Origin of the sequence: Pseudomonas sp. 31 R 17 (assembly GCF_900004915.1) — a bacterium.
Lineage (GTDB): Bacteria > Pseudomonadota > Gammaproteobacteria > Pseudomonadales > Pseudomonadaceae > Aquipseudomonas > Aquipseudomonas orientalis_A.
Genome location: NZ_CVTN01000083.1, coordinates 104311 through 123926 on the forward strand (window position 1 = coordinate 104311; position 19616 = coordinate 123926).

General features: G+C 61.4%; 17 protein-coding genes. 9 read left to right on the forward strand and 8 right to left on the reverse strand.

The window, feature by feature from the left end:
• Positions 1-463 precede the first annotated feature (463 nt).
• On the forward strand, positions 464-700 hold the full coding sequence (locus BFP89_RS24685; RefSeq protein WP_065888068.1) for a hypothetical protein: 237 nt from the start codon (positions 464-466) through the stop codon (positions 698-700).
• 136 nt (positions 701-836) lie between these two features.
• On the opposite strand, the gene BFP89_RS24690 is transcribed toward BFP89_RS24685, so the two are convergent.
• Positions 837-2126, reverse strand: a complete 1290-nt coding sequence (locus BFP89_RS24690; RefSeq protein WP_065888069.1) for an MFS transporter — start codon at positions 2124-2126, stop codon at positions 837-839.
• Positions 2127-2311: 185 nt separating this feature from the next.
• Between BFP89_RS24690 and BFP89_RS24695 the strand changes: the two genes are divergently transcribed.
• Positions 2312-3730 carry a short-chain fatty acid transporter gene (locus tag BFP89_RS24695; RefSeq protein ID WP_065888070.1) on the forward strand — a complete coding sequence of 473 codons (1419 nt, stop codon included), beginning with the start codon at positions 2312-2314 and terminating at the stop codon, positions 3728-3730.
• 53 nt (positions 3731-3783) lie between these two features.
• On the opposite strand, the gene BFP89_RS24700 is transcribed toward BFP89_RS24695, so the two are convergent.
• Entirely contained in the window at positions 3784-4074 is a 291-nt protein-coding gene (locus BFP89_RS24700) for a nucleotidyltransferase family protein (protein ID WP_065888071.1), read from the reverse strand.
• Positions 4075-4230: 156 nt separating this feature from the next.
• On the opposite strand from BFP89_RS24700, the gene acpA reads away from it, so the two are divergent.
• The 3 genes from acpA (at position 4231) to BFP89_RS24715 (ending at position 7889) form a co-directional block, all read left to right on the forward strand.
• Complete coding sequence (gene acpA / locus BFP89_RS24705) at positions 4231-5931, forward strand: acid phosphatase (RefSeq protein ID WP_065888072.1); 1701 nt, start codon at positions 4231-4233, stop codon at positions 5929-5931.
• A 122-nt stretch (positions 5932-6053) separates the two neighbouring features.
• Positions 6054-7223 (forward strand): hypothetical protein, encoded by a 1170-nt coding sequence (locus BFP89_RS24710; RefSeq protein ID WP_065888073.1) that lies wholly within the window; start codon positions 6054-6056, stop codon positions 7221-7223.
• A gap of 141 nt (positions 7224-7364) precedes the next feature.
• The gene (locus BFP89_RS24715) at positions 7365-7889 is read left to right on the forward strand and encodes an SET domain-containing protein-lysine N-methyltransferase (RefSeq protein ID WP_065888074.1); all 525 of its coding nucleotides are present in this window, start codon (positions 7365-7367) and stop codon (positions 7887-7889) included.
• Here the strand turns inward: BFP89_RS24715 and can are convergent.
• Positions 7886-8530, reverse strand: a complete 645-nt coding sequence (gene can / locus BFP89_RS24720) for a carbonate dehydratase (RefSeq protein WP_003188288.1) — start codon at positions 8528-8530, stop codon at positions 7886-7888. The genes BFP89_RS24715 and can overlap by 4 nt on opposite strands.
• A gap of 138 nt (positions 8531-8668) precedes the next feature.
• Between can and BFP89_RS24725 the strand changes: the two genes are divergently transcribed.
• Positions 8669-9073 (forward strand): serine kinase/phosphatase, encoded by a 405-nt coding sequence (locus tag BFP89_RS24725; RefSeq protein WP_065888075.1) that lies wholly within the window; start codon positions 8669-8671, stop codon positions 9071-9073.
• Positions 9074-9556: 483 nt separating this feature from the next.
• Here the strand turns inward: BFP89_RS24725 and rimI are convergent, their stop codons facing one another.
• Together rimI and BFP89_RS24735 are read right to left on the reverse strand one after the other, a co-directional pair.
• Entirely contained in the window at positions 9557-10009 is a 453-nt protein-coding gene (gene rimI / locus BFP89_RS24730; RefSeq protein WP_003188286.1) for a ribosomal protein S18-alanine N-acetyltransferase, read from the reverse strand.
• Positions 10002-10745 carry an energy transducer TonB gene (locus tag BFP89_RS24735; protein ID WP_065888076.1) on the reverse strand — a complete coding sequence of 248 codons (744 nt, stop codon included), beginning with the start codon at positions 10743-10745 and terminating at the stop codon, positions 10002-10004. Before BFP89_RS24735 ends, rimI begins: the two co-directional genes overlap by 8 nt.
• A 187-nt stretch (positions 10746-10932) precedes the next feature.
• Between BFP89_RS24735 and mksB the strand changes: the two genes are divergently transcribed.
• From mksB to mksF, 3 genes are read left to right on the forward strand one after another with little or no spacing between them, the layout of a single operon-like run.
• On the forward strand, positions 10933-12210 hold the full coding sequence (mksB, locus tag BFP89_RS24740) for an Mks condensin complex protein MksB (RefSeq protein WP_065888077.1): 1278 nt from the start codon (positions 10933-10935) through the stop codon (positions 12208-12210).
• Positions 12200-12907: an Mks condensin complex protein MksE gene (mksE, locus tag BFP89_RS24745; protein ID WP_065888078.1), complete on the forward strand. Its 708-nt coding sequence runs from the start codon at positions 12200-12202 to the stop codon at positions 12905-12907. The genes mksB and mksE overlap by 11 nt, the downstream gene beginning before the upstream one ends.
• A complete protein-coding gene (gene mksF / locus BFP89_RS24750) occupies positions 12904-15744 on the forward strand; it encodes an Mks condensin complex protein MksF (RefSeq protein ID WP_065888079.1) in 2841 nt (946 codons plus the stop codon). Before mksE ends, mksF begins: the two co-directional genes overlap by 4 nt.
• 124 nt (positions 15745-15868) lie before the next feature.
• Here mksF and BFP89_RS24755 read toward each other — a convergent pair whose 3' ends face one another.
• The 3 genes from BFP89_RS24755 to BFP89_RS24765 are packed head-to-tail and all read right to left on the reverse strand — an operon-like array spanning position 15869 to position 19434.
• Complete coding sequence (locus BFP89_RS24755; RefSeq protein ID WP_065888080.1) at positions 15869-18172, reverse strand: PqiB family protein; 2304 nt, start codon at positions 18170-18172, stop codon at positions 15869-15871.
• Positions 18165-18788, reverse strand: coding sequence for a paraquat-inducible protein A (locus tag BFP89_RS24760; protein ID WP_065888081.1), 624 nt, complete (start codon positions 18786-18788; stop codon positions 18165-18167). The genes BFP89_RS24755 and BFP89_RS24760 overlap by 8 nt, the downstream gene beginning before the upstream one ends.
• Positions 18775-19434, reverse strand: a complete 660-nt coding sequence (locus BFP89_RS24765; protein ID WP_065888082.1) for a paraquat-inducible protein A — start codon at positions 19432-19434, stop codon at positions 18775-18777. The genes BFP89_RS24760 and BFP89_RS24765 overlap by 14 nt, the downstream gene beginning before the upstream one ends.
• Between the last annotated feature and the right edge of the window lie 182 nt (positions 19435-19616).

Below are 19616 nucleotides of genomic sequence, written 5' to 3' on the forward strand. Positions count from 1 at the left end.
TGCCACGAACCTGAAAACACCACAAAACCAATGTGGGAGGGGGCTTGCCCCCGATGGCGGTGTATCAGCGACAGACAGGCTGGCTGACACACCGCGATCGGGGGCAAGCCCCCTCCCACATTTTGGATAAGGTGGCGTTGCTGGCATTTGGTCATGGTTTGTAAAAGGCCAGCAAGCCGTGTCCCTTTAAATTGCAGGACGTTTCCGAGACAATCCCCGCCGCCTTGTGCCTGTTGGAATCGATGGCTAGTCTTCGGTCCGTCACTGAAATTCAGTGATCGGGTTTAGTCGCCCGGATTTAATAGGCGCATGGTCCTCCATGAGGTTTTATGGTGGCTGTGCGCAGGGCGCCCCAGGGTGCGCCGGACTTTGCCTATTTGCCGGTCGACTAACCTGCGTACAGCCGCCACCCAACGTTTAGTCGCGACGGGGTCGGCTCCTTTGAGTTAATAGGAGTTACACCATGACCAAAGCACTTCCCGATCCACCCATGGATTGCCTCGTCGTCAATGAAGAGCTCAGCTTCGAAGACGCCCAACTCTATATTTCCCATCTGATCCACAGCGCATCGGCCACGGTGTGGGACTGTTGCGATCACCTGCAACCCCACGACCGCGCAAGAATCCATGCCGCATGGCATCTGCTGGAGATGGCCAAAACGGTGGTAAACCGCACCATCGAGTGCATGCCACGAACCTGAAAACACCACAAAACCAATGTGGGAGGGGGCTTGCCCCCGATGGCGGTGTATCAGCGACAGACAGGCTGGCTGACACACCGTGATCGGGGGCAAGCCCCCTCCCACATGAATCACGATCATCGTCCTGACCTGAGCCTCAGCCCACCAGGGTATGTCGCTTGCCGAACACCGCCACACTCGCCACGCCCACCGCCCCCATCACCATGCAATACCCCACGCAAATCCACGGACTGGCAGGCATCAACGCAATCAGCAGCAGCGGCGTGGTACTCGCCCACAGCGCGTAGGCAATGTTGTAGGTGAAGGAAATCCCCGACACCCGCACCTGCGCCGGAAACAGCCCGACCATCACCGACGGCACCGCGCCCACCACCCCGCAGCTCAAGCCGGCCACGGCATACGCGGCGCCCAGCCAGACCCCGCCGCTGATCAGGCTGGCATACAGGATAAACACCCCCACCGGCAGCAGCAGGCTGTAGACCAGCACCGCGCGCCAGGCGCCGATGCGGTCCACCAGCAGGCCCGCCAGTACGCAGCCGATGTTGAGAAACACAATCCCCAACGCGCTCAAGGCGAAGGTGTGGCTGGGGCTCATGCCGAAGGTTTTCTGCATCATGGTCGGGGTGATGACCACCAGCACCACCACCGCCGACGTCAGCACGCACGTGAGGATCATCGCCGGCAGCAACACGGCGCGATGGTCGCGCAACACGGTGCGCAGTGGCAGTTCGGCAGCAGCCTGGCGGCGGGCCTGCATTTCGAGGAATACCGGCGTTTCATTGAGCCAGCGGCGCAGCCATACGCCGATCACGCCAAACACGCCGCCGAGCAGGAAGGGGAAACGCCAGGCATAGTCGAGAATCTCGGCCGGGGTGAAGACCTGTGCAAGCAACGTGGCCGTGAGCGCGCCGAGCAAGTAACCGAACGTCAGCCCGGCCTGCAGGAATCCCAAGGCATACCCACGATGACTGCGCGGGGCATGCTCGGCGACGAAGGTCCAGGCGCTGGGCACTTCACCGCCCACGGCGGCGCCCTGCAATACGCGCAGCACCAGCAGGATCAGCGGTGCGAAATAGCCGATTTGCGCGTAGGTCGGCATGACTCCGATCAGCAGGCAGGGCAAGGCCATCATCAGGATGCTCAAGCTGAACACGCGCTTGCGTCCCAGGTGATCGGCAAAGTGCGCCATCAGGATGCCGCCCAGCGGGCGCGCGAGGTAGCCGGTGACGAAGATGCCAAAACTTTGCAACAGGCGCAGCCACTCGGGCATTTGCGGGGGGAAAAACAGTTGGCTAAGGGTCAGCGCGAAGAACACGAAGATAATGAAGTCATAGATCTCCAGGGCGCCACCGAGGGCGGCCAGGCCCAGGGTTTTGTAGTCGGAGCGGGAAAAACGCTGCGCCCGTGGGGAAAAGGTGGCAGTCATGTGCATGCTCGGCAGACAAACAAAATGGCGTGCAGATTATGAGCTGAACCGGATGATGGCAATCGCGGCGGATATATTTGTTTTACTCATTGATCGATGAAGATAACTACATTCCCAAATCAATGTTCAAAGAGGAACATGCCGCAAAACTGCCCACCCCATAATAAATACAAGAGGAACGACTCGTGGCCGATGCTATCGAAGAAAGCCGCTATGCCCGATTTGCCCTGCGCTGCTCCAACTTCGCCGAGCGCTGGTTCCCGGACTCGTGGGTGTTCGCCGCCCTCGCCGTGATCCTTGTCGCCGTGGCTACCCTGGGCATGGGCGCCGCGCCCACCGAAGCCGCCAAGGCGTTTGGCGATGGGTTCTGGAGCCTCATTCCCTTCACCATGCAGATGGCCTTTGTGGTGATCGGTGGTTATGTGGTCGCCAGTTCGCCGCCTGCGGTAAAGCTGATTGACCGCCTGGCGCGCATCCCGAAGAACGGCCGGTCGGCCGTGGCCTGGGTCGCGTTGATTTCCATGGTGGCCTCCCTGCTCAACTGGGGTCTGTCCCTGGTATTCGGCGGTTTGCTGGTGCGTGCACTGGCGCGTCGCACGGACCTGCGCATGGACTACCGTGCCGCCGGCGCCGCGGCCTATCTGGGCCTGGGCGCCGTGTGGGCACTGGGCTTGTCGTCATCGGCCGCACAGTTGCAGGCCAATCCGGCCAGTTTGCCGCCGTCGATCCTGGCGATCACCGGGATGATCCCGTTTACCGAGACCATCTTCCTGTGGCAATCGGGCGTGATGTTGCTGGCCCTGATCATCGTCTCGCTGATCATCGCCTACGCCACCGCGCCGGGCCCGAACAGCGCGCGTGATGCCAAGGCCTGCGGCGTCGACCCCGCGTTCAACCTGCCCAAGCCGCAGGCGCCGACCCGACCCGGCGAATGGCTGGAGCACAGCCCGCTGCTGACGATTGCGCTGGCGCTGCTGGCGGCCGGCTGGTTGTTCCACGAGTTCTCGAGCAAACCGGCAATCAGCGCCATCTCGGGGCTCAACACCTATAACTTCCTGTTCATCATGGTCGGCGCGCTGCTGCACTGGCGCCCGCGCAGCTTCCTCGACGCCGTGGCCCGCGCCGTGCCGACCACCACGGGCGTGCTGATCCAATTCCCGCTGTACGGCTCGATTGCAGCGCTGATGACCGTGGTCAAAGGCGGCGACGGCCAGACCCTGGCGCACCATATCTCGCTGTTCTTCACCTCCATCGCATCCCACGACACCTACGCCCTGCTGATGGGCGTGTACTCGGCGGTGCTGGGCTTCTTCATCCCGTCCGGCGGCGGCAAGTGGATCATCGAAGCGCCCTACGTGATGCAGGTGGCCAATGATCTGCAATACCACCTGGGCTGGGCGGTGCAGATCTACAACGCGGCCGAGGCGCTGCCGAACCTTATCAACCCGTTCTATATGCTGCCGTTGCTCGGGGTGCTGGGGTTGAAGGCGCGAGATCTGATCGGGTTTTCGTTTGTGCAATTGCTGGTGCACACGCCGTTGGTGTTGTTCTTGCTATGGGCGTTGGGGACGACATTGACGTATTTGCCGCCGGTGATGCCTTAATAGGTGAATGAAGCGCCTGTCGTTGCAACAGGCGCAGTTACGAAGATTCACCATCATACCGGACGAGCCTCAGCCAATACCTTCGCACGAAACTTCGGAGGTAAATCGGCAGGTGTCAGCAGGTCCACGCCGACTCCCAGTAGATCCTCGAGCTCCATTTGAAGCCCCCCAAGATCAAAAAGGGTGGTTCCCGGTGGGGCGTCAACCAGAAGATCAAGGTCACTGCCTTCCTGATCGGTCCCCATCAACACAGATCCAAATACTCTTGGATTGGAGATGCGAAAACGTCCCACCACTTCTCTGACGGCTGCTCGTTGTAAATCAAGGGCGGTTGAAGGCTTCACGGTTCACCTCGGTGACATCCATTAGAAGACAAGTCTAGCAGCGCTCGCCCAGAGTAGACACGCCCCACCCTTCAAACCACTGTCTTCGTTCCGTCACATTGCATTGCTACCGTCCTGCGAAACATCTTGCAACATCTCGCCAAGGACTCCCGCCCAATGAGTGACGAGCACGTAGATCGCCCTTCCACAGATTCCGTAGGCCAGGCGCCGGTTGACAGCAGTCGCCGGCGATTCCTGGGGGGCGCTGCGGTGCTGGGGGTGGGCGCAACCTTGAGTGGCTGTGGAAATGCCGGCCAGGCGCCGGAAAAACCGGCGGCGCGGCCACTTACAGCGCCGGAGTTGGACAAGGCCCTGCGCGACCAGGTGAAGACCGTCGTTGTGATCTACGCGGAGAACCGCAGCTTCAACAATCTGTTTGCCGATTTCCCCGGGCTGGAGAAACCCCTCTCGGCGCTGTCCGCCGCTGATTACCAACAACGCGACCGCGATGGCAGCGTATTGCCGGCCCTCCCCCAGACCTGGGGCGGCGTCCTGCAGGCGGGCCCGCAGAGCGTGGATGGGGTGACCTACCCGAGCGCCGTGCAATTCCAGGAAAACCTGCCCAATGCACCGTTCGCCCTCAAGGGCCCGAATGCCGAGGACTTGCCGCTGAGCCTGGTGACCCGTGACTTGTGGCACGTGTTCTATCAGAACCAGATGCAGATCAACGGCGGCAAGAATGACGGTTTCGTGGCCTGGGGCGATTCCGGCGGCCTGGTGATGGGCCACTATGCCCAAAGCCGTTACTCCCTGCGCCTGTGGGACGTCGCCCGGGAGTTCGTGCTGTGCGATAACTTCTTCCAGGGCGCGTTCGGCGGCTCGTTCCTCAATCATCAATACCTGATCAGCGCCACCGCACCGACCTATCCCAATGCGGCTCAATCGGTAGCCAAGGCGCAGATCGCCACGCTGCAAAGCGACGACCCCGGCGACCCGCGCCTCAAGCCCCTGGACACCTCGCCGGCCAGTGCCATGGCCGGGCCGCCGCAGTTCGGCCCCAGCGCCCTGACCCCGGACGGTTACGCGGTCAACACGCTGGCGCCGCCCTACTGGCCGACCTGGATCCGCGACCCGCAAAACCCCGATTACTCCAAGCCGGACCTGCCCAACGTGCTGGTGCCGCAAACCCATGAACACATTGGCGACAAGCTCTCGAAAAAGAACATCGACTGGGCCTGGTACGCCGGCGCGTGGCAAGCCACCCTCGATCAATTCAAGGACTCGGGCGGTATTCCCAAAATTCCGAACTTCCAGTATCACCATCAGCCGTTCAACTACTTCAAGCAGCAGGGCCCCGAGCACCGCGCGGAACGTGACAAACGCCTGCGCGACGGCGGCCTGGGCGATGAAGCGAGCACCAACAGATTCTTTGCCGATGCCCAGGCGGGCAAACTTCCCGCGGTGACGTTCTACAAGCCCCAGGGCAACCTGAACATGCACGCCGGCTATGCCGATGTGGCCTCGGGCGACCGCCATATCGTGCGTGCCCTGAAGGTGCTGCAGGAAAGTCCGCAGTGGAACAACATGGTGGTGGTGGTGACCGTCGATGAAAACGGCGGCTGGTGGGACCACGTGGCACCGCCCAAGGGCGACCGCTGGGGCCCGGGCACGCGGGTTCCGGCGCTGGTGGTGTCACCGTTCGCGCGCAAAGGCACGGTTGACCATACGGTGTACGACACCGCCTCGATCCTGCGCTTGATCACCCGGGTGTTTGAGCTGGAAACCCTGGACGGCCTCAAGCAAAGGGATGACGCAATGCGCGCTCGCGGCCAGAAACCCATGGGGGATTTGAGCAACGCCTTGCAGTTCAGCGTTTAGGTTCACGTATCCAATCGCGACACGCGCAGCGATTTAGCACGCGGTTTTCCTGGTCAGCCGCTACTGTGTGAAGGTGGGCTTTCATCCCGCGCAGACGGGCTTTCGCTGACAAGGAACCAACCATGTTCAAATCGACCAGACTGGCCTTGACCCTGGCCGCACTGCTGGCCAGTGCGGTCGTACAGGCCGACATCGAAGTACCGTTGGGCAGCACGCAACGTGTCACCCGATTATTTGCGTTTCCCAATAACTGCAACGTGATCTGCTTTCGGCCCTGGACGCTGGAGCAGACCGCCGAGCATTATTTGAACCAGAGCCTGCAACGTGACGGCTACAGCCGGGCGAAGGTCAGCGTCAAGGTCCATGACGGCCAGGTCGCAGCAACCTTCAGCGGCGTGCCGGATGGCTACGGCAAGCCCCTGACCACCTTGCTCGATACGGCCGACCTGGCGTACCACGGCGCCAGCCGGCTCAACAGCGACGGCAAGTGGGCCTACAACTGGTACCTGTTCCTGCCGTTGGGCATGGCCCTGGAAAACCGCAAAAGCATCGAGCTGCTGCACTTCCCGCCGGACTACTCGCTGACCCAGGCCCAGGACTATCTGGAATCGGCCACCACCGACCGCTGGGCGACCTTGCTCACCAGCAACGGCATTGCTGCCGGCGACACCCCGGCCTATCAGACCATTATCGATATCGCGCCCATCGCCGCCCCGTCCAATGCCGGTAAAGACCTGGAAGCGGTCTACAGCTATTTCACCGACTACCAGACGCGCATGGTCAAGGAGTTGAGCCTGCGCCCGGACGGTGCGTTGCCGATGGTGGCCTTCGGCGCGCCGGTACGCAGTTGGATCAAGCAACAATACGGGCAGACCGTGGCGGTGCTGGGGCTGGCGCAGATCAGCCCGGCACCGGGCAAGCCGGTTTCGGTGCTCGGTGCCAACCACCCAAGTTACATCTGGTACGCCGCCAGCCCGGACACCTATGACGGCAATGAGCAAAAGGCCGATGAGGCCGGCCTGAAAGTGATGGGCCAGGACCTCAGCGCGGCCTGCTGGCAAGCCGGCATGGGCCAGAAACCGGCCAGCGACGCGAATGTGTTGCTCAAGGCATGCATGAATACCTGGCAGGTCACGCGTAAAGAACAGACCTGCGAGTTGTTCTACACCTCGGTGCGCAACCTGACGGCGGAGCAGGCCAACGCCAAATGCGCCACGCCCACCCTCAAGGAGCAGTTGAAACAACTGCGCAGTCCCGCGCCGCTCCCCTCTCTCGCGCCACCCGCGCTGTAAGCCGTGGCAACGATTTCTACTGTCAGATTTGACAGTAGAAATCGGCGGCGACTTGGGCGAGTCTTGGGCAGCACCCGTTTACTGCAAGAGATTGGCCGTCAGTTAACGCCCGCAGTTCCATGCAGCCCTAGGAGGAGAGTGATGAAAACTCGCGCCAGGGATAAGGCTGAAGCGGCTGTGTTTGACAGCCTTTACCCGTTCAAGACGCTGGGTGTCGACGAGGGTTACCCCTCGAGCGAACACTTCCAGCTCGTGCAAGGCACTCAGGGGACGCCCGCCGTCATCAAGGCCCGCGTCGCCTTCGGCAAAGGCGTGCGCATCGCCAGGATTTGCGGGTATGCCGTCAGCGAACGCCGTCGGCATACGCTGCAGCTATCGCCACGCATTCACTTGTACGACGCCTGGTTCTGCGGCCTGTTGCAGCACTCGTGCAGCCCAAACGTGTTCCTGGACACCACTTACCTGGAACTGTGGACTGCACAGCCCGTCCCCGTCGGTACCGCGTTGACGGTTGATTATGCCGCAACCGAAGACGCGCTGTTCCGGCAGTTCGGCTGCCATTGCGGCGAGCCGAACTGCCGGGGCTGGATCACCGGCAGCAAGGAGCCGTTGAACGCCGAAGGCCAGGCCTACATGGCCTGGTGGCGCGAGCATCAACGGTCTTAGGCTTCGCCCAGCGGCCGCAGACGGTACTGCGGCGGCAGCTGCTCGAAGCCACTGATGGTGGTATTCAAGCTCTTCCAGCGGCCATCCTTGATGCCGTAGATGCAGCCATGAATCGACAGGCTCTGCCCGCGGTGCCAGGCGTTTTGCACAATGCTGGTATGGCCGACGTTCGCCACCTGCTGAATCACGTTCAGCTCGCACATGCGGTCTACGCGCTCTTCTTCGGTGGGCAACTGGGCCAGCACGTCGCGATTTTCGTAGTAGAGATCACGAATGGTTCGCAGCCAGCCGTCGATCAGGCCGAACTGGCGGTCCTGCATCGAGGCACGCACGCCGCCGCAGCCATAGTGGCCGGTGACGAGGATGTGTTTGACCTTGAGCACATCGACGGCGTACTGGATCACCGACAGGCAGTTGAGGTCAGTGTGCAGCACCACGTTGGCCACGTTGCGGTGCACGAACAGGTCACCGGGCAACATGCCGACGATTTCATTGGCCGGTACACGCGCATCGGAGCAACCGATCCACAGGTATTCCGGGGTTTGCTGGCGGGCGAGCTTGGCGAAGAATTCGGGATCTTCCTGTTTGATCGCATCCGCCCAGCGTTCGTTGTTATCTAGCAGGTCTTGTAGTTCGTTCATCAGGGAAGCCTCAGGAATGATGCGCAGTTTTGTGACTGACAAGCCCTCGTCCGGGTCACGCGCGGCGCAAATTAGCTTGAATCTTTGGGGCACACAGCCTGTCCACTCACTATAAGCCCCACAGTATGAGGATTGGCCATGACTGAATCACGACGTCCCTACGACGCTGCGCAGCCCGAACCGATTGATGATAACGAAGACCGCATGGGTTCGATGCGCGAGCTCGATTTTGATGAAGAAGACCAGACGGCCCAGATCGGCGATGAAATCCCCCGTGAGGAGCGCGAGCACCTGATGCCCGAAGAGCGGGTGCGCGAAGCCGGCATGACCGGCGCTTCGACGGATGATCATGAGTCGACCGATGACGATATGAGCCCGGAAACCCTGATCCATGAAGATGGCGCGCGGGATGCGCGGGAAGCCGGTGAAGACAGCGCGGCTGACTACGATCTGAGCGTTGTGGGTGAAGAGGATATCGGCGGCGGAAATGGCCTGGACGAGGCCGAACTGGCCGACCTGGACCCACTCAACGGCAAGCGCTGAGACAACGCAGTTCAACATGTGGGACGGGGCTTGCCCCCTCCCACATGGATTTTGGTGTTAGTCGACCTGGGTGCAGGCCATGACGACCGCATCTTCACAGCCGGGTAATAATCCCGCCGGCGCCCCATCTGGCCCGCTCACCGGCAAGCGCTGACACAACGCGATCAAATGTGGGAGGGGGCTTGCCCCCGATAGCGGTGTGTCAGGCGCTTATTTGTCACTGATACACCGCCATCGGGGGCAAGCCCCCTCCCACATGGATTTCGGTGTTTAGACAACGGGCGTGCAGGCCATCACGACCGCATCTTCACAGCCGGGTAATAATCCCGCCGGCGCCCCATCTGGCCCGCTCACCGGCAAGCGCTGACACAACGCGATCAAATGTGGGAGGGGGCTTGCCCCCGATAGCGGTGTGTCAGGCGCTTATCTGTCACTGATACACCGTTATTGCGGGCAAGCCCCCTCCCACATGGATTTCGGTATTCAGTCGACTAACGTGCAGGCCATGACGACCGCGTCTTCGCGACCGCCCACAGCAGGGTAGTAATCCCGGCGACGGCCAATCTCGTTGAAGCCATAGCGCTCATACAGGCGAAAAGCGCCGGTATTGCTGTCCCGCACTTCCAGGAAGCATTCGCGCGCGTTGGCCGCATAGGCGCGGGACATCAGATGTTCCAGCAGCGCCAACCCCAACCCTCGGCCCTGGTTCTCCGGCTTGACGGTGATATTCAACAGATGCGCCTCATCGAGGATGATCTGTACCACGCCATGCCCCACCTGCTGCTCGCCTTCGAACATCAGCCAGATCTGGTACTTGCCCAGGCCGTCGAGAAAGATGCCACGGGTCCAGGGGTGGCTGAACGCCGCGTATTCAATCTTCAGCACGGCGTCGAGGTCGGCCTCGGTCATCGGGCGAAAGGATAAAGCCTCACTCATCGGTTGTTTTCCAGCGCGCCATCAGCCGGCGCATGGCTTGCCAGACATCAGCCTTACGCTGTGGCTCTTCCATTAATAATTCCAGGCCGGGCAGCGCCCAGACCGAACCCAGGCTTTCTACCTGCAATTCGCGGTACCAGGCTTCGGCATTGGCTTGGCCGGCAAAGCGCACGGCGGGCAGGCCGATCAGCCACAGGCATACGCAAGGTTCGTCTTCCAGGCGTGCCGAGACAAAGCTCTGTACAAAATCCCGCGCGGCTTCCGGGCCCTGGTCCATGGTGCCGCGCACCAACAGCGGCCAGCGCACCGGGTCGCCGACGATTTGCGGGCTGTCGGGCAGGCCGGCGGCGCGCAGCATATCCTTGAGCAGCAGGTAAGCGGGGTCGCGCGACTGGAAACGTTCGCCGGTGGGCAATTCCACCAGCAGCAGGCAACGGCCCGCGCGCAGCAGTTGCAGGGCAAAGCGTGGTGGCGGCACCACCGGGGCCTTGACCACCGCGGCCGCCTCCTCGGCAACCACCGCCTTGACCACAGGTGACGGGCGCGGCACCTCGATTTTCGTGCGCTCCACCGTCGCCCGCACGTCGGGTACAGGCTTGACCACCGCAACCGGCGCAGCAGCTTCCTCGCCTGAAGGCTCGAACGCATCAATGGGCTCAGGCACCTCAAACAGCTCGGGCCGCGACGGCGCGGCAAACGGCAGTTCGGTGCGGGGCAGCCAGTTGACCACCTGCATGGCGCTCAAGTAAGCGCGACGTCGGGACTCGATAAGCACAGCTCGGCCACTTGTGGATAACTAAAGAGCGGGGATTCTACCGCTGTTCGGCAACAATCGCCCACTGCACACTGACCGGCTGTGGATAAATCCCGCGCCCGATGCAGTACAATCGCGACTTTTAATCGCCAACCAGCCGGCCATTCCCATGATCGAACCCAAGCGCGTCCTGCGCGCCCTCGCCGAACACTGGGCCTTACTTGAGCCACTGTGCGAACACTTCGACCAAGGCACCCTGAGCCTGAGCGAACTGCGCGCGCAACTGGCCGCCCAACAACTGGACAGCACGCCCCAGGACATCACCAGCCTGCTGGACGTGTGGATTCGCCTGGATATCCTGGTGCCTGTTGCCAAGAGCCCGAACCGTTTCGAGCTCAATGCACAGATCCACGACTTCCTGGCTTATCTGCGCAAGGAGCACCGGCTTGGCCTGTGCCTGGAAATCGAAGCCTACCTGCGCCACCTCGAGCGCCTGGCCGGTTATATCCAGGACGCCTTCGACATCCGCGATGGCCACGACCTGGCCCGCCAACTGCGCCTTCTGGATATGCGCGTGCGCGATGTGCTGAAAAAACTCGCCAACGACGAACAGGCCCTGGCGGCCGTGGCCGACCGCGCCAAGACCAGCGACCGCCAGATCCCGTTGCGCCAGCGTTACGCCGAGGTGTTGGCCACCTGGGACGAATACGTCGAACCGATGATCCAGTTGGTGAACGCCGACGGCGCGTTCGAGCAAGGCGTGCGCAAGGTCGAGAATGTGCTGCTGCGCCTGCTCACCGAGCAGCAGCGCCTGGGCCAGTTGGTGGACGATGACATGCTGCTGCGCACCCATGCGCGCATCCTCGAGATGCAGACCAGCGCCCAGTTGACCTTGCGCCATGCGCGCGAGCTGCTGTTGCCGCTACGCGAAGAGGCCCGCCGACACAATGCCGTGACCCGTGGCGCGGCGCTGGCCCTGTCGGCGATCCGCCGCAAAGGCCTGGACGCGGTGCCGCAGGCCGCCATGCCGCTGTTCACCCGCCCGCAAAGCACCTTCCTGGGTAGCGCAAGCCAGGTGGAAGCCTATGTGTATGCCCTGGCCAATTTCGAACCGAAACCGGCGCGTTTCCCCAAGGCGCACAAAACCCACAAGGGCGAAGCCCAGCGCGCGCCGCGAACGGTCAAGGAAATGCTCGAGCGCTGCGAAGACGCATTGCCGATGCCGGACCTGATGACCTGGCTGCTGGAGCAGGAACCGGACGGTGCCACCGACGAGTTGCTGTACTGGTTCTCGCGGCTCTCGCGGGAAAAACGCTTCAAGCGCGAACGCCTGGAGCGCCGCGACTATCACACACACGAGCACCAGGTCAGCCTGCGCTCCTTCGCCCTGCTCTCGGCCGGCGTTGACGCCACCGAGAATTCTGCGAGCACGCCTTATGCATCTTGATCTATCCGAACTGTCCCAGCTGGCGCCGATCTTTCGCGAGCTGTTCAAGGGTTACCACGTCAGCCGTCGCGACCCGGAGCTGTACGCGCAGCTGTCGAACTTCCAGGACCAGTACCGCGCGCTGTTCAAGGCCCTGGGCTTCGAGCTGGTCTGCGATACCCGTGGTTTCTATTATTTCGTGCCGGATTCGGCCATCGCCAGCGCGCAGGTGAACAAGACCGCGCAGCGTCTGGCCCTGTTCACGTTCATCCTAGTCGAGCACCTGGCGGACCAGGGCCGCGACCCGGTTGCCGTGCTCGATGGCGGCAGCCTGGGCCGCGATGAGCTGCCGTCGTTACTGGAAAAGTACCGCGACCTGTTTATCCAGGCCGAAGTGCAGACCCAGGAAGAACTGGAAGAAAAAATCATGCGGCGCATGACTCAGCTGGGCTTTGCCGGCGAAGACAATGGCATCTATCGCTTCCTGCCACCGATGCATCGATTCCTCGATGTGTGCCTGTCGGTGCAGCAAGACCGCGATCTCGCCGCCAGCGTGCACAGCGTATTGCCGCTGCCGGTGCCGGTGATCATCGACGCAGACAGCGATGAAAAACTGCTGGAGACCGACGACCCGCTGGACCTGAGCGACTTCGCTGAGGAAAGCGAAGAAGACGCCCTCGCCCGCGCCATTGCCGAAGAACAGGAGACCGACGCATGAGTAAGGAACGCTACGGCATACGCCGCTTCGCCCTGTTGAACACCGCCGGCTACAGCCTGGGCTTGTTCCCGCTGGAAGAGCCGCTGTCGGTGTATGGCGCGAACAACCTGGGTAAATCCGCGTCGATCAACGCCTTGCAGTTCCCGATCCTGGCGCGCATGTCGGACATGAGCTTCGGCAAGTACACCCTGGAGCAATCGCGGCGCTTCTACTTTGCCACCGACACCAGCTACATCCTGGTAGAAGTCTCGCTGCCCCACGGCCCGCACGTGATTGGCGTGGTCGGGCGCGGTCCGGGCGGTGGCTTCGGCCACCAGTTCTTCGCCTACGCCGGCAAGCTGGACCTGGCCCACTATCAGAAAAACGACACCTGCCTGCGCCAGAAAGAACTGTTCACCAACCTTGAGCGCGAAGGCCTGAAAGCCTATGAACTCAAACCCGATGAACTGCGCCGCTTGCTGGTGGGCGGCCATACGTCGATTCCGCTGGACCTGACGCTGATTCCGCTGCGTTCCACCAGCGAACAAAGCCTGAAGACGTTCCGCGCGCTGTTTATCAACCTGCTGCACATGCGCGAAATCACCGCGGCCAAGCTCAAGCAATTGTTCCTCGATGCGTTCGAACACAGCTTGCGTTCCGGCAGCGTCGATTACATCGCCGCGTGCGAAGAAGCCTTCCGCGATGTGCGGCGCATGGAGCAGGACTACCACTCGCTGGTGGCCGCCGGGCCGTTGGTCGAAGCGCTCGCCAATGGTGTGAAACAGCGCGATATTTTGCGCGGCAAATTGCATCGCCTGTCGCCGTTGCTGGATTCGCTGCTGGGCACCTGGTCGGACTACGCCAGTGCGCGCAAGGAAGAGCTGACGATCCAGGCCGAGCACTATCGCAACGAGCAGGATGCGCTGCAGCACGACCAGCGCGGCGGCACCCAGGAGCTGATGCGCCTGGAGCGCGAGATCAGTGGCATCCAGCGTTGGTTGGGCGAGCTGTCGGTACTCAAGCATCGCTTTGCGCTGGTCGATGATGTGAGGGTGCTGGAACAGCAACTGCTGGCGGCCAAGGACGCTCACGACGAATTGGCCGGTGCGCTGGCGCAGTCCCGCCAGTTCAGCGCCGAAGACCTGGACGAGCGCCTGCGCGACCTGGAAAAACGCTTGAAGTCGGTCAAGCAGCAGCTGGACCACGCGGACAACAACAGCTACGCCAAGCTGCGCGAAGAATTTTCGCAGCAGGACGTCGAGCGCCTGATGCGCCTGTTCAACAGCTCGTTGTTCAGCCTGCCGCTGGGCGAGCACGGCATCACGCTGGACGAGGACGGCCAGTGGGTCAAATCCCTGGAGCAGATCCTCGATGGCTTCAAGGGCGAGCGTTTCGAAGTGCCGGGGCTGTCCATCGACATCTCGCACATTGAACCACCGGCGTTGCAGGCGCTGGCCGATCGCGCGGCACTGCGCGATCAGAAAGAGCGTCTGGAAAAAGAGCTCAAGCAACTCAAGACTCAGCAAGCCGTAGCCTCCGACCGCGCCGCGAGCAAGACCCAGACCGAAGCGCTGTACCAGCAGGTGCTCGACGCGCAGAAGGCGCTGGAGGATTTCCGCCGTGCGCAAACCCTGAGTGCGGAAGAAGGCGAGAAGCTGGAACACCTGGCGCAGATGGAAGCGGCCCAGGACGAATTGAAGCGCTCCAGTGATGCGTTCACCGAACGCGTCCAGCAGCTGTCGGCCAAGCTGCAACTGGTCGGTCGCCAGATCGGTGATATGGAAGCCAAGCAACGCACGCTGGACGACGCCTTGCGCCGTCGCCAGCTGTTGCCGGCGGACCTGCCCTTCGGCACGCCGTTCATGGACCCGGTCGACGACTCCATGGACAACCTGCTGCCGCTGCTCAACGACTATCAGGACAGCTGGCAAGGCCTGCTGCGCGCCGATGGCCAGATCGAAGCGCTGTATGCGCAGGTGCGCCTCAAGGGCGTGGCCAAGTTCGACAGCGAGGATGACATGGAGCGTCGTCTGCAACTGCTGATCAACGCCTATGCGCACCGTACCGACGAAGCCCTGACACTCGGTAAGGCACGCCGCGCAGCGGTCACGGATATCGCCCGGACCTTGCGCAATATCCGCAGCGACTACGACAGCCTGGAACACCAGCTGGCGTTGTTCAACCGCGAGATCAACAAGCGCCAGGTCTCCAACCTGCAGAGCTTTCGCATCGTGCTGGCGCCGAACAAGGAAGCCCTCAAGCACATCGACCAGATCATCCACAGCGCCGGTCAGTATGAAGAAGGCGAGACGTTGTCGGTGTTCGATCTCAGCCAGAGTGCCGAGCAGGACAACAAGAACGAAGAAGCCAAGGAATACCTGGCCCGCCTCGTCGCAGCCAACCATAACCAGCTGGGCCTCAAGGATTTGTTCGAACTGGCCTTCGAGATCACCAAGGTCAACGGCCAGCCGGTGATTCATACCGATATCGATGGCGCCGCGTCCAACGGCACCACCATGACCATCAAGGCGCTGACCAACATGTACTTGTTGCTGCACTTGATGGACCGCGAGCAGGCCGGACGCGTGCGCTTGCCGTACTACCTCGATGAGGCAGCGGATATCGATGAGAAGAACCAGGCCGCGTTGCTGGAAACCAGCCTGCAGCTGGGTTTCGTGCCGATCCTGGCCAGTGTGAAGCCGCAGGTGTCCGCCCAGGTGGCGATCGACCTGGAAGGCGGCAGCGGGCCGAACGGGATCTACATTGATGAGGCGGACTGGAAGTATATTCGTCGACATGATGCGGTGAAGGCGACGATGAATGTGCAGGCCGATGAGCCGGAGCTGGATGAAGTCTGACGGGGAGCGCTGAAATGCACAAAGGCCGCGATCTTTTGGATCGCGGCCTTTTTTGTGGGCTGGCGTTTTTGTGTTGGATTTGAGGGCCTCATCGGGGGCAAGCCCCCGATGGCCGCGCCTCGGTCTACTTGCCCAGTGGAATCTTGGGCGCCCAGGTCAGCCACTCATCCTCGAACTTGTCGAACAGCGCAAAGGTCTGCTGCGGCCGCGCCGGGTTGCCCATGCGTTCGCCATCAGGCGTGGCAAAGGCAATACCGCCGGCGACCAGCGTCTCCAGGGACTCGGTACGCACCGTCGCACCCTTGAACAAGCCGAAGTCGAGCCCGAAGCCGCTGGTGTTCCAGAAGCGGCTGCCGCTGCGGACCAAGGGTGCATATTTGGGTTCGATCAGGATATGCACCAGGACACGGTCGGCGGTCTGCCCCAACTCATAGCCGGTGACTTTGCCCACGGTGACTTCACGGTAGGTGACGGGCACGCCTTCCTTGAGCGAACCACGGCGCGCGGCGCTGAGCGTCAGGCTCAGGCCAGCCTCCCGGTGTGCGGCTTCAGGTGGTTGTGCGAGCGCGACAAAACTCTTCTGCGGGCCGGCGTTTTTCGCCGCCGGTTGCACTTCGATGTATTGCCCGGTGACCAGGGTCTGCAGGTTCGCCGTCTTCATCAGGCCCAATTCAGGCTTGACCACCCAGAACTGACTGCCCACCCGTGCAATGCGGTCGGCCACTTGAGTGATACGCGCGCTGAGCAGCACTGATTGCATGTCGGCACTCAGGTCCACACTTTCGATCTTGCCCACGTCCAGGCCCTTGAAGCGCACCGGCGTGCCAGTGCTCAAGCCGTCGGCGCGGTCAACCTTGATGGTGACCAGCGTGCCGTGCTGATTGGCAGCGTCGCGATCGGCAAACAGGCGGAAACGCGGGATGTGCCTTTTCAGCGGCACATTCGGTTCCGGCGTTTCAAAAGCAATACCACCGGCCATCAGGCTGGCCAGGGATTCACTTTTCACCTGGATACCGCTGGTGAGCCCGCCGGTGAGGGTGACACCGCTGGCATTCCAGAAACGGGTCGAACCGTTGACCAGGCTTTCATACTCTTTCTCGATGTGAACACCGATCACCAATTGCTTTTTCTTGCGTGAGAACTGGTAGCTCTGTACCGAACCGACCTTGACCTGCTTGTACAGAATCGGGCTGCCGACATCCAGCGAGCCCAGGTTGTCGGTGAGCAATACCATGTGCAGGCCCGGGGAGCGCAGGTCCAACGGTGGCGCCTTGGCGCGAGCCACGTATTCACGTTGTGGCGCGGTGCCCTTGTCACCGGGGCGGATGGCGATGTAGTTGCCTTTGACCAAGGCCTCCAGGCCGGTGATGCCGGCCAGAGAGATGGACGGTTTGACCACCCAGAATTGCGTGTCCTGCACCAGATAATCTTCGGCCAGCGGGTCGAGGGTCAATTCAGCGCTGGCACTGGACAGGTCTGGGTCGATCTTCAGGGTTTTCAGGCTGCCGACCTCGATACCCTTGTACATCACGGGCGTACGTCCAGCCTGCAGGCCTTCGAAATCGGTGAGCTTGACCTTGACCTTGATGCCCGCGGCGGCGGCGTCGAAATCCTCGTACAAGCGGAACGGCAGGCTCGGGTCGGTTGGCGGGCTGTCCTTGCGATTTTCCGGCGTGGCAAAGGCGATACCGCCGGCAACGATGCTGGAAAGCGATTCGCTGCGAACCTTCACACCCGACAGGTTGGCGTCGATGCTGATGCCGCTGGCGTTCCAGAAACGCGTGTGTTTGCGCACCAGGTTGGCATAGGTCGGCTCGATATAGACCTTGATCTCGACGGTACTGTGGTCCTCGGACAACAAGTAGCTTTTGACCTGCCCCACCTGGATCTGCTTGTAGAACACCGGGCTGCCACGGTTCAGCGAACCCAGGCGATCAGCCTTGAGCGCCAGGTGCAGGCCTGGTTTGGCATCGGATAACGGCGGCTCCTCGGAGAGCGCCTTGAACTTGCGGGTCGGCTCACCATCCCCCGGGCTTGCGGCGATGTAGTTACCCGACACGAGGGTTTCCAAACCGGTGATACCGGCGAGACTGACGCTGGGCTTGACCAGCCAGAAGCGAGTATTGGTCCTGAGGTATTGCTCGACGTCCTTGTTCATCTCGATGGTGGCAATCACCCCGCGATTGTTGCCTTCGTCATCCAGCGCCAAGGCTTTGACCTTACCCACCGTCATGCCTTTGTAGACCACCTCGGTCTTGTTGACTTGAATGCCTTCGCCGCTTTCAAAGCGGACCTGGATCTCGAGACCTTGCTGGGAGTAGGCACGCCAACCCAGCCAGCCGCCGATGATCAGGGCAATCAGCGGCAGCACCCAGATGGCCGACCAATTGGATGCAGGGCGGGTTTTAGCTTTAGGCAAATCACTCATGGTCGTCATCCGACTCCGTGTTATCCCAAATCAGTCGGGGATCGAAGGTTACTGCGGCAAGCATCGTCAAGATCACCACACTGGCGAACGCTGCAGCGCCGAGATTGGCCTCGACACTGGCAAGTCGCCCAAAGTTTACGACCGCCACCAGGATGGCGATCACGAAGATATCCAGCATGGACCAGCGACCGATGAATTCGATAAAGCGGTACATGATAATGCGTTGTTGCGCGGACAGCGGCTGACGGCGCTGCACCGAAAACAGCAGCAGGCCGATGCCCACCAACTTGAACGTGGGCACCAGGATACTGGCGATGAACACCACGGCGGCGATAGGGAACATGCCGTGCTGTACCAACTGGATCACGCCGGACATGATGGTGCTGGGGTCGCCCTGGCCGAGGGAGTTGACGGTCATGATGGGCAGCAGGTTGGCGGGGATATACAGGATTGCCGCCGTGATCAGCAATGCCCAGGTACGTATGAGGCTATTGGGGCGACGTGCGTGGATCAGCGCACCGCAACGGCTGCAGAGTTGCTCATCGGCGTCCGCGTCCTGCTTGTTCAACTCATGGCATTCCGTACAAACCAGAATGCCCGCATCAATCGCCCGCATGGTCATCCTCTCCCGACAACGCCTGCCAGATCTGATGGGGTGACATCACCACCTCGAGCAGGACCTGGACCATTAAAAGACTGACAAAGCACGCCAGACCCAGGCCGAGCGTAATGGAGGCCATGTCCGCAAGCTTCACAAGCGCCACCAGGACGCCCATCAAGTAGACCTCCAGCATCCCCCAGTCTTTCATATGGTGGTAGATGCGGTAGAACAGCAGTCCATAACTGCGACCGATGTTCCAGCGGATGCTGAGCAGCACGGCCAACTGGCACAGCAATTTGAGCAGGGGAATACCCATGCTGCAAAGGAAAACCACGATGGCAACCCCTTGCATACCGGTGTTGAACAGGCCGACCACGCCGGTCCACACGGTGTCCTCTGAGGATTGCCCGAGTAGATTGAGCTGCATGATGGGTAAAAAGTTCGCAGGTATGTACAGCAACAGAGCTGCCAGCACCAGGGCGAGGCTTCGCTCAACGACATTGTGACGGTGCGCGTATAGCTCGTAGCCACAACGTGGGCATTGAGCTTTTTCACCGAGGGCGAGCACGGGCTTGCGCATCAGCAGGTCGCACTCATGGCATGCCACCAAGTCATCCAGCGGTAAGTCCGACACCTGGAGGGCATCAACCGGATCGGGCATAAATAGGGCTCTGGCTCTAAAAAAGGTTAGGTACCTATTCTAGTGGTCTGGTTCAGAAATAACTGTGCAAATTTGTCGGCCAGGAAGGCTTTTCAAGCGCCCAAAACAAAACCCCTGTTTGCGTTAGCAAACAGGGGTTCTGGAATTTAATCTTGACGATGACCTACTCTCACATGGGGAAA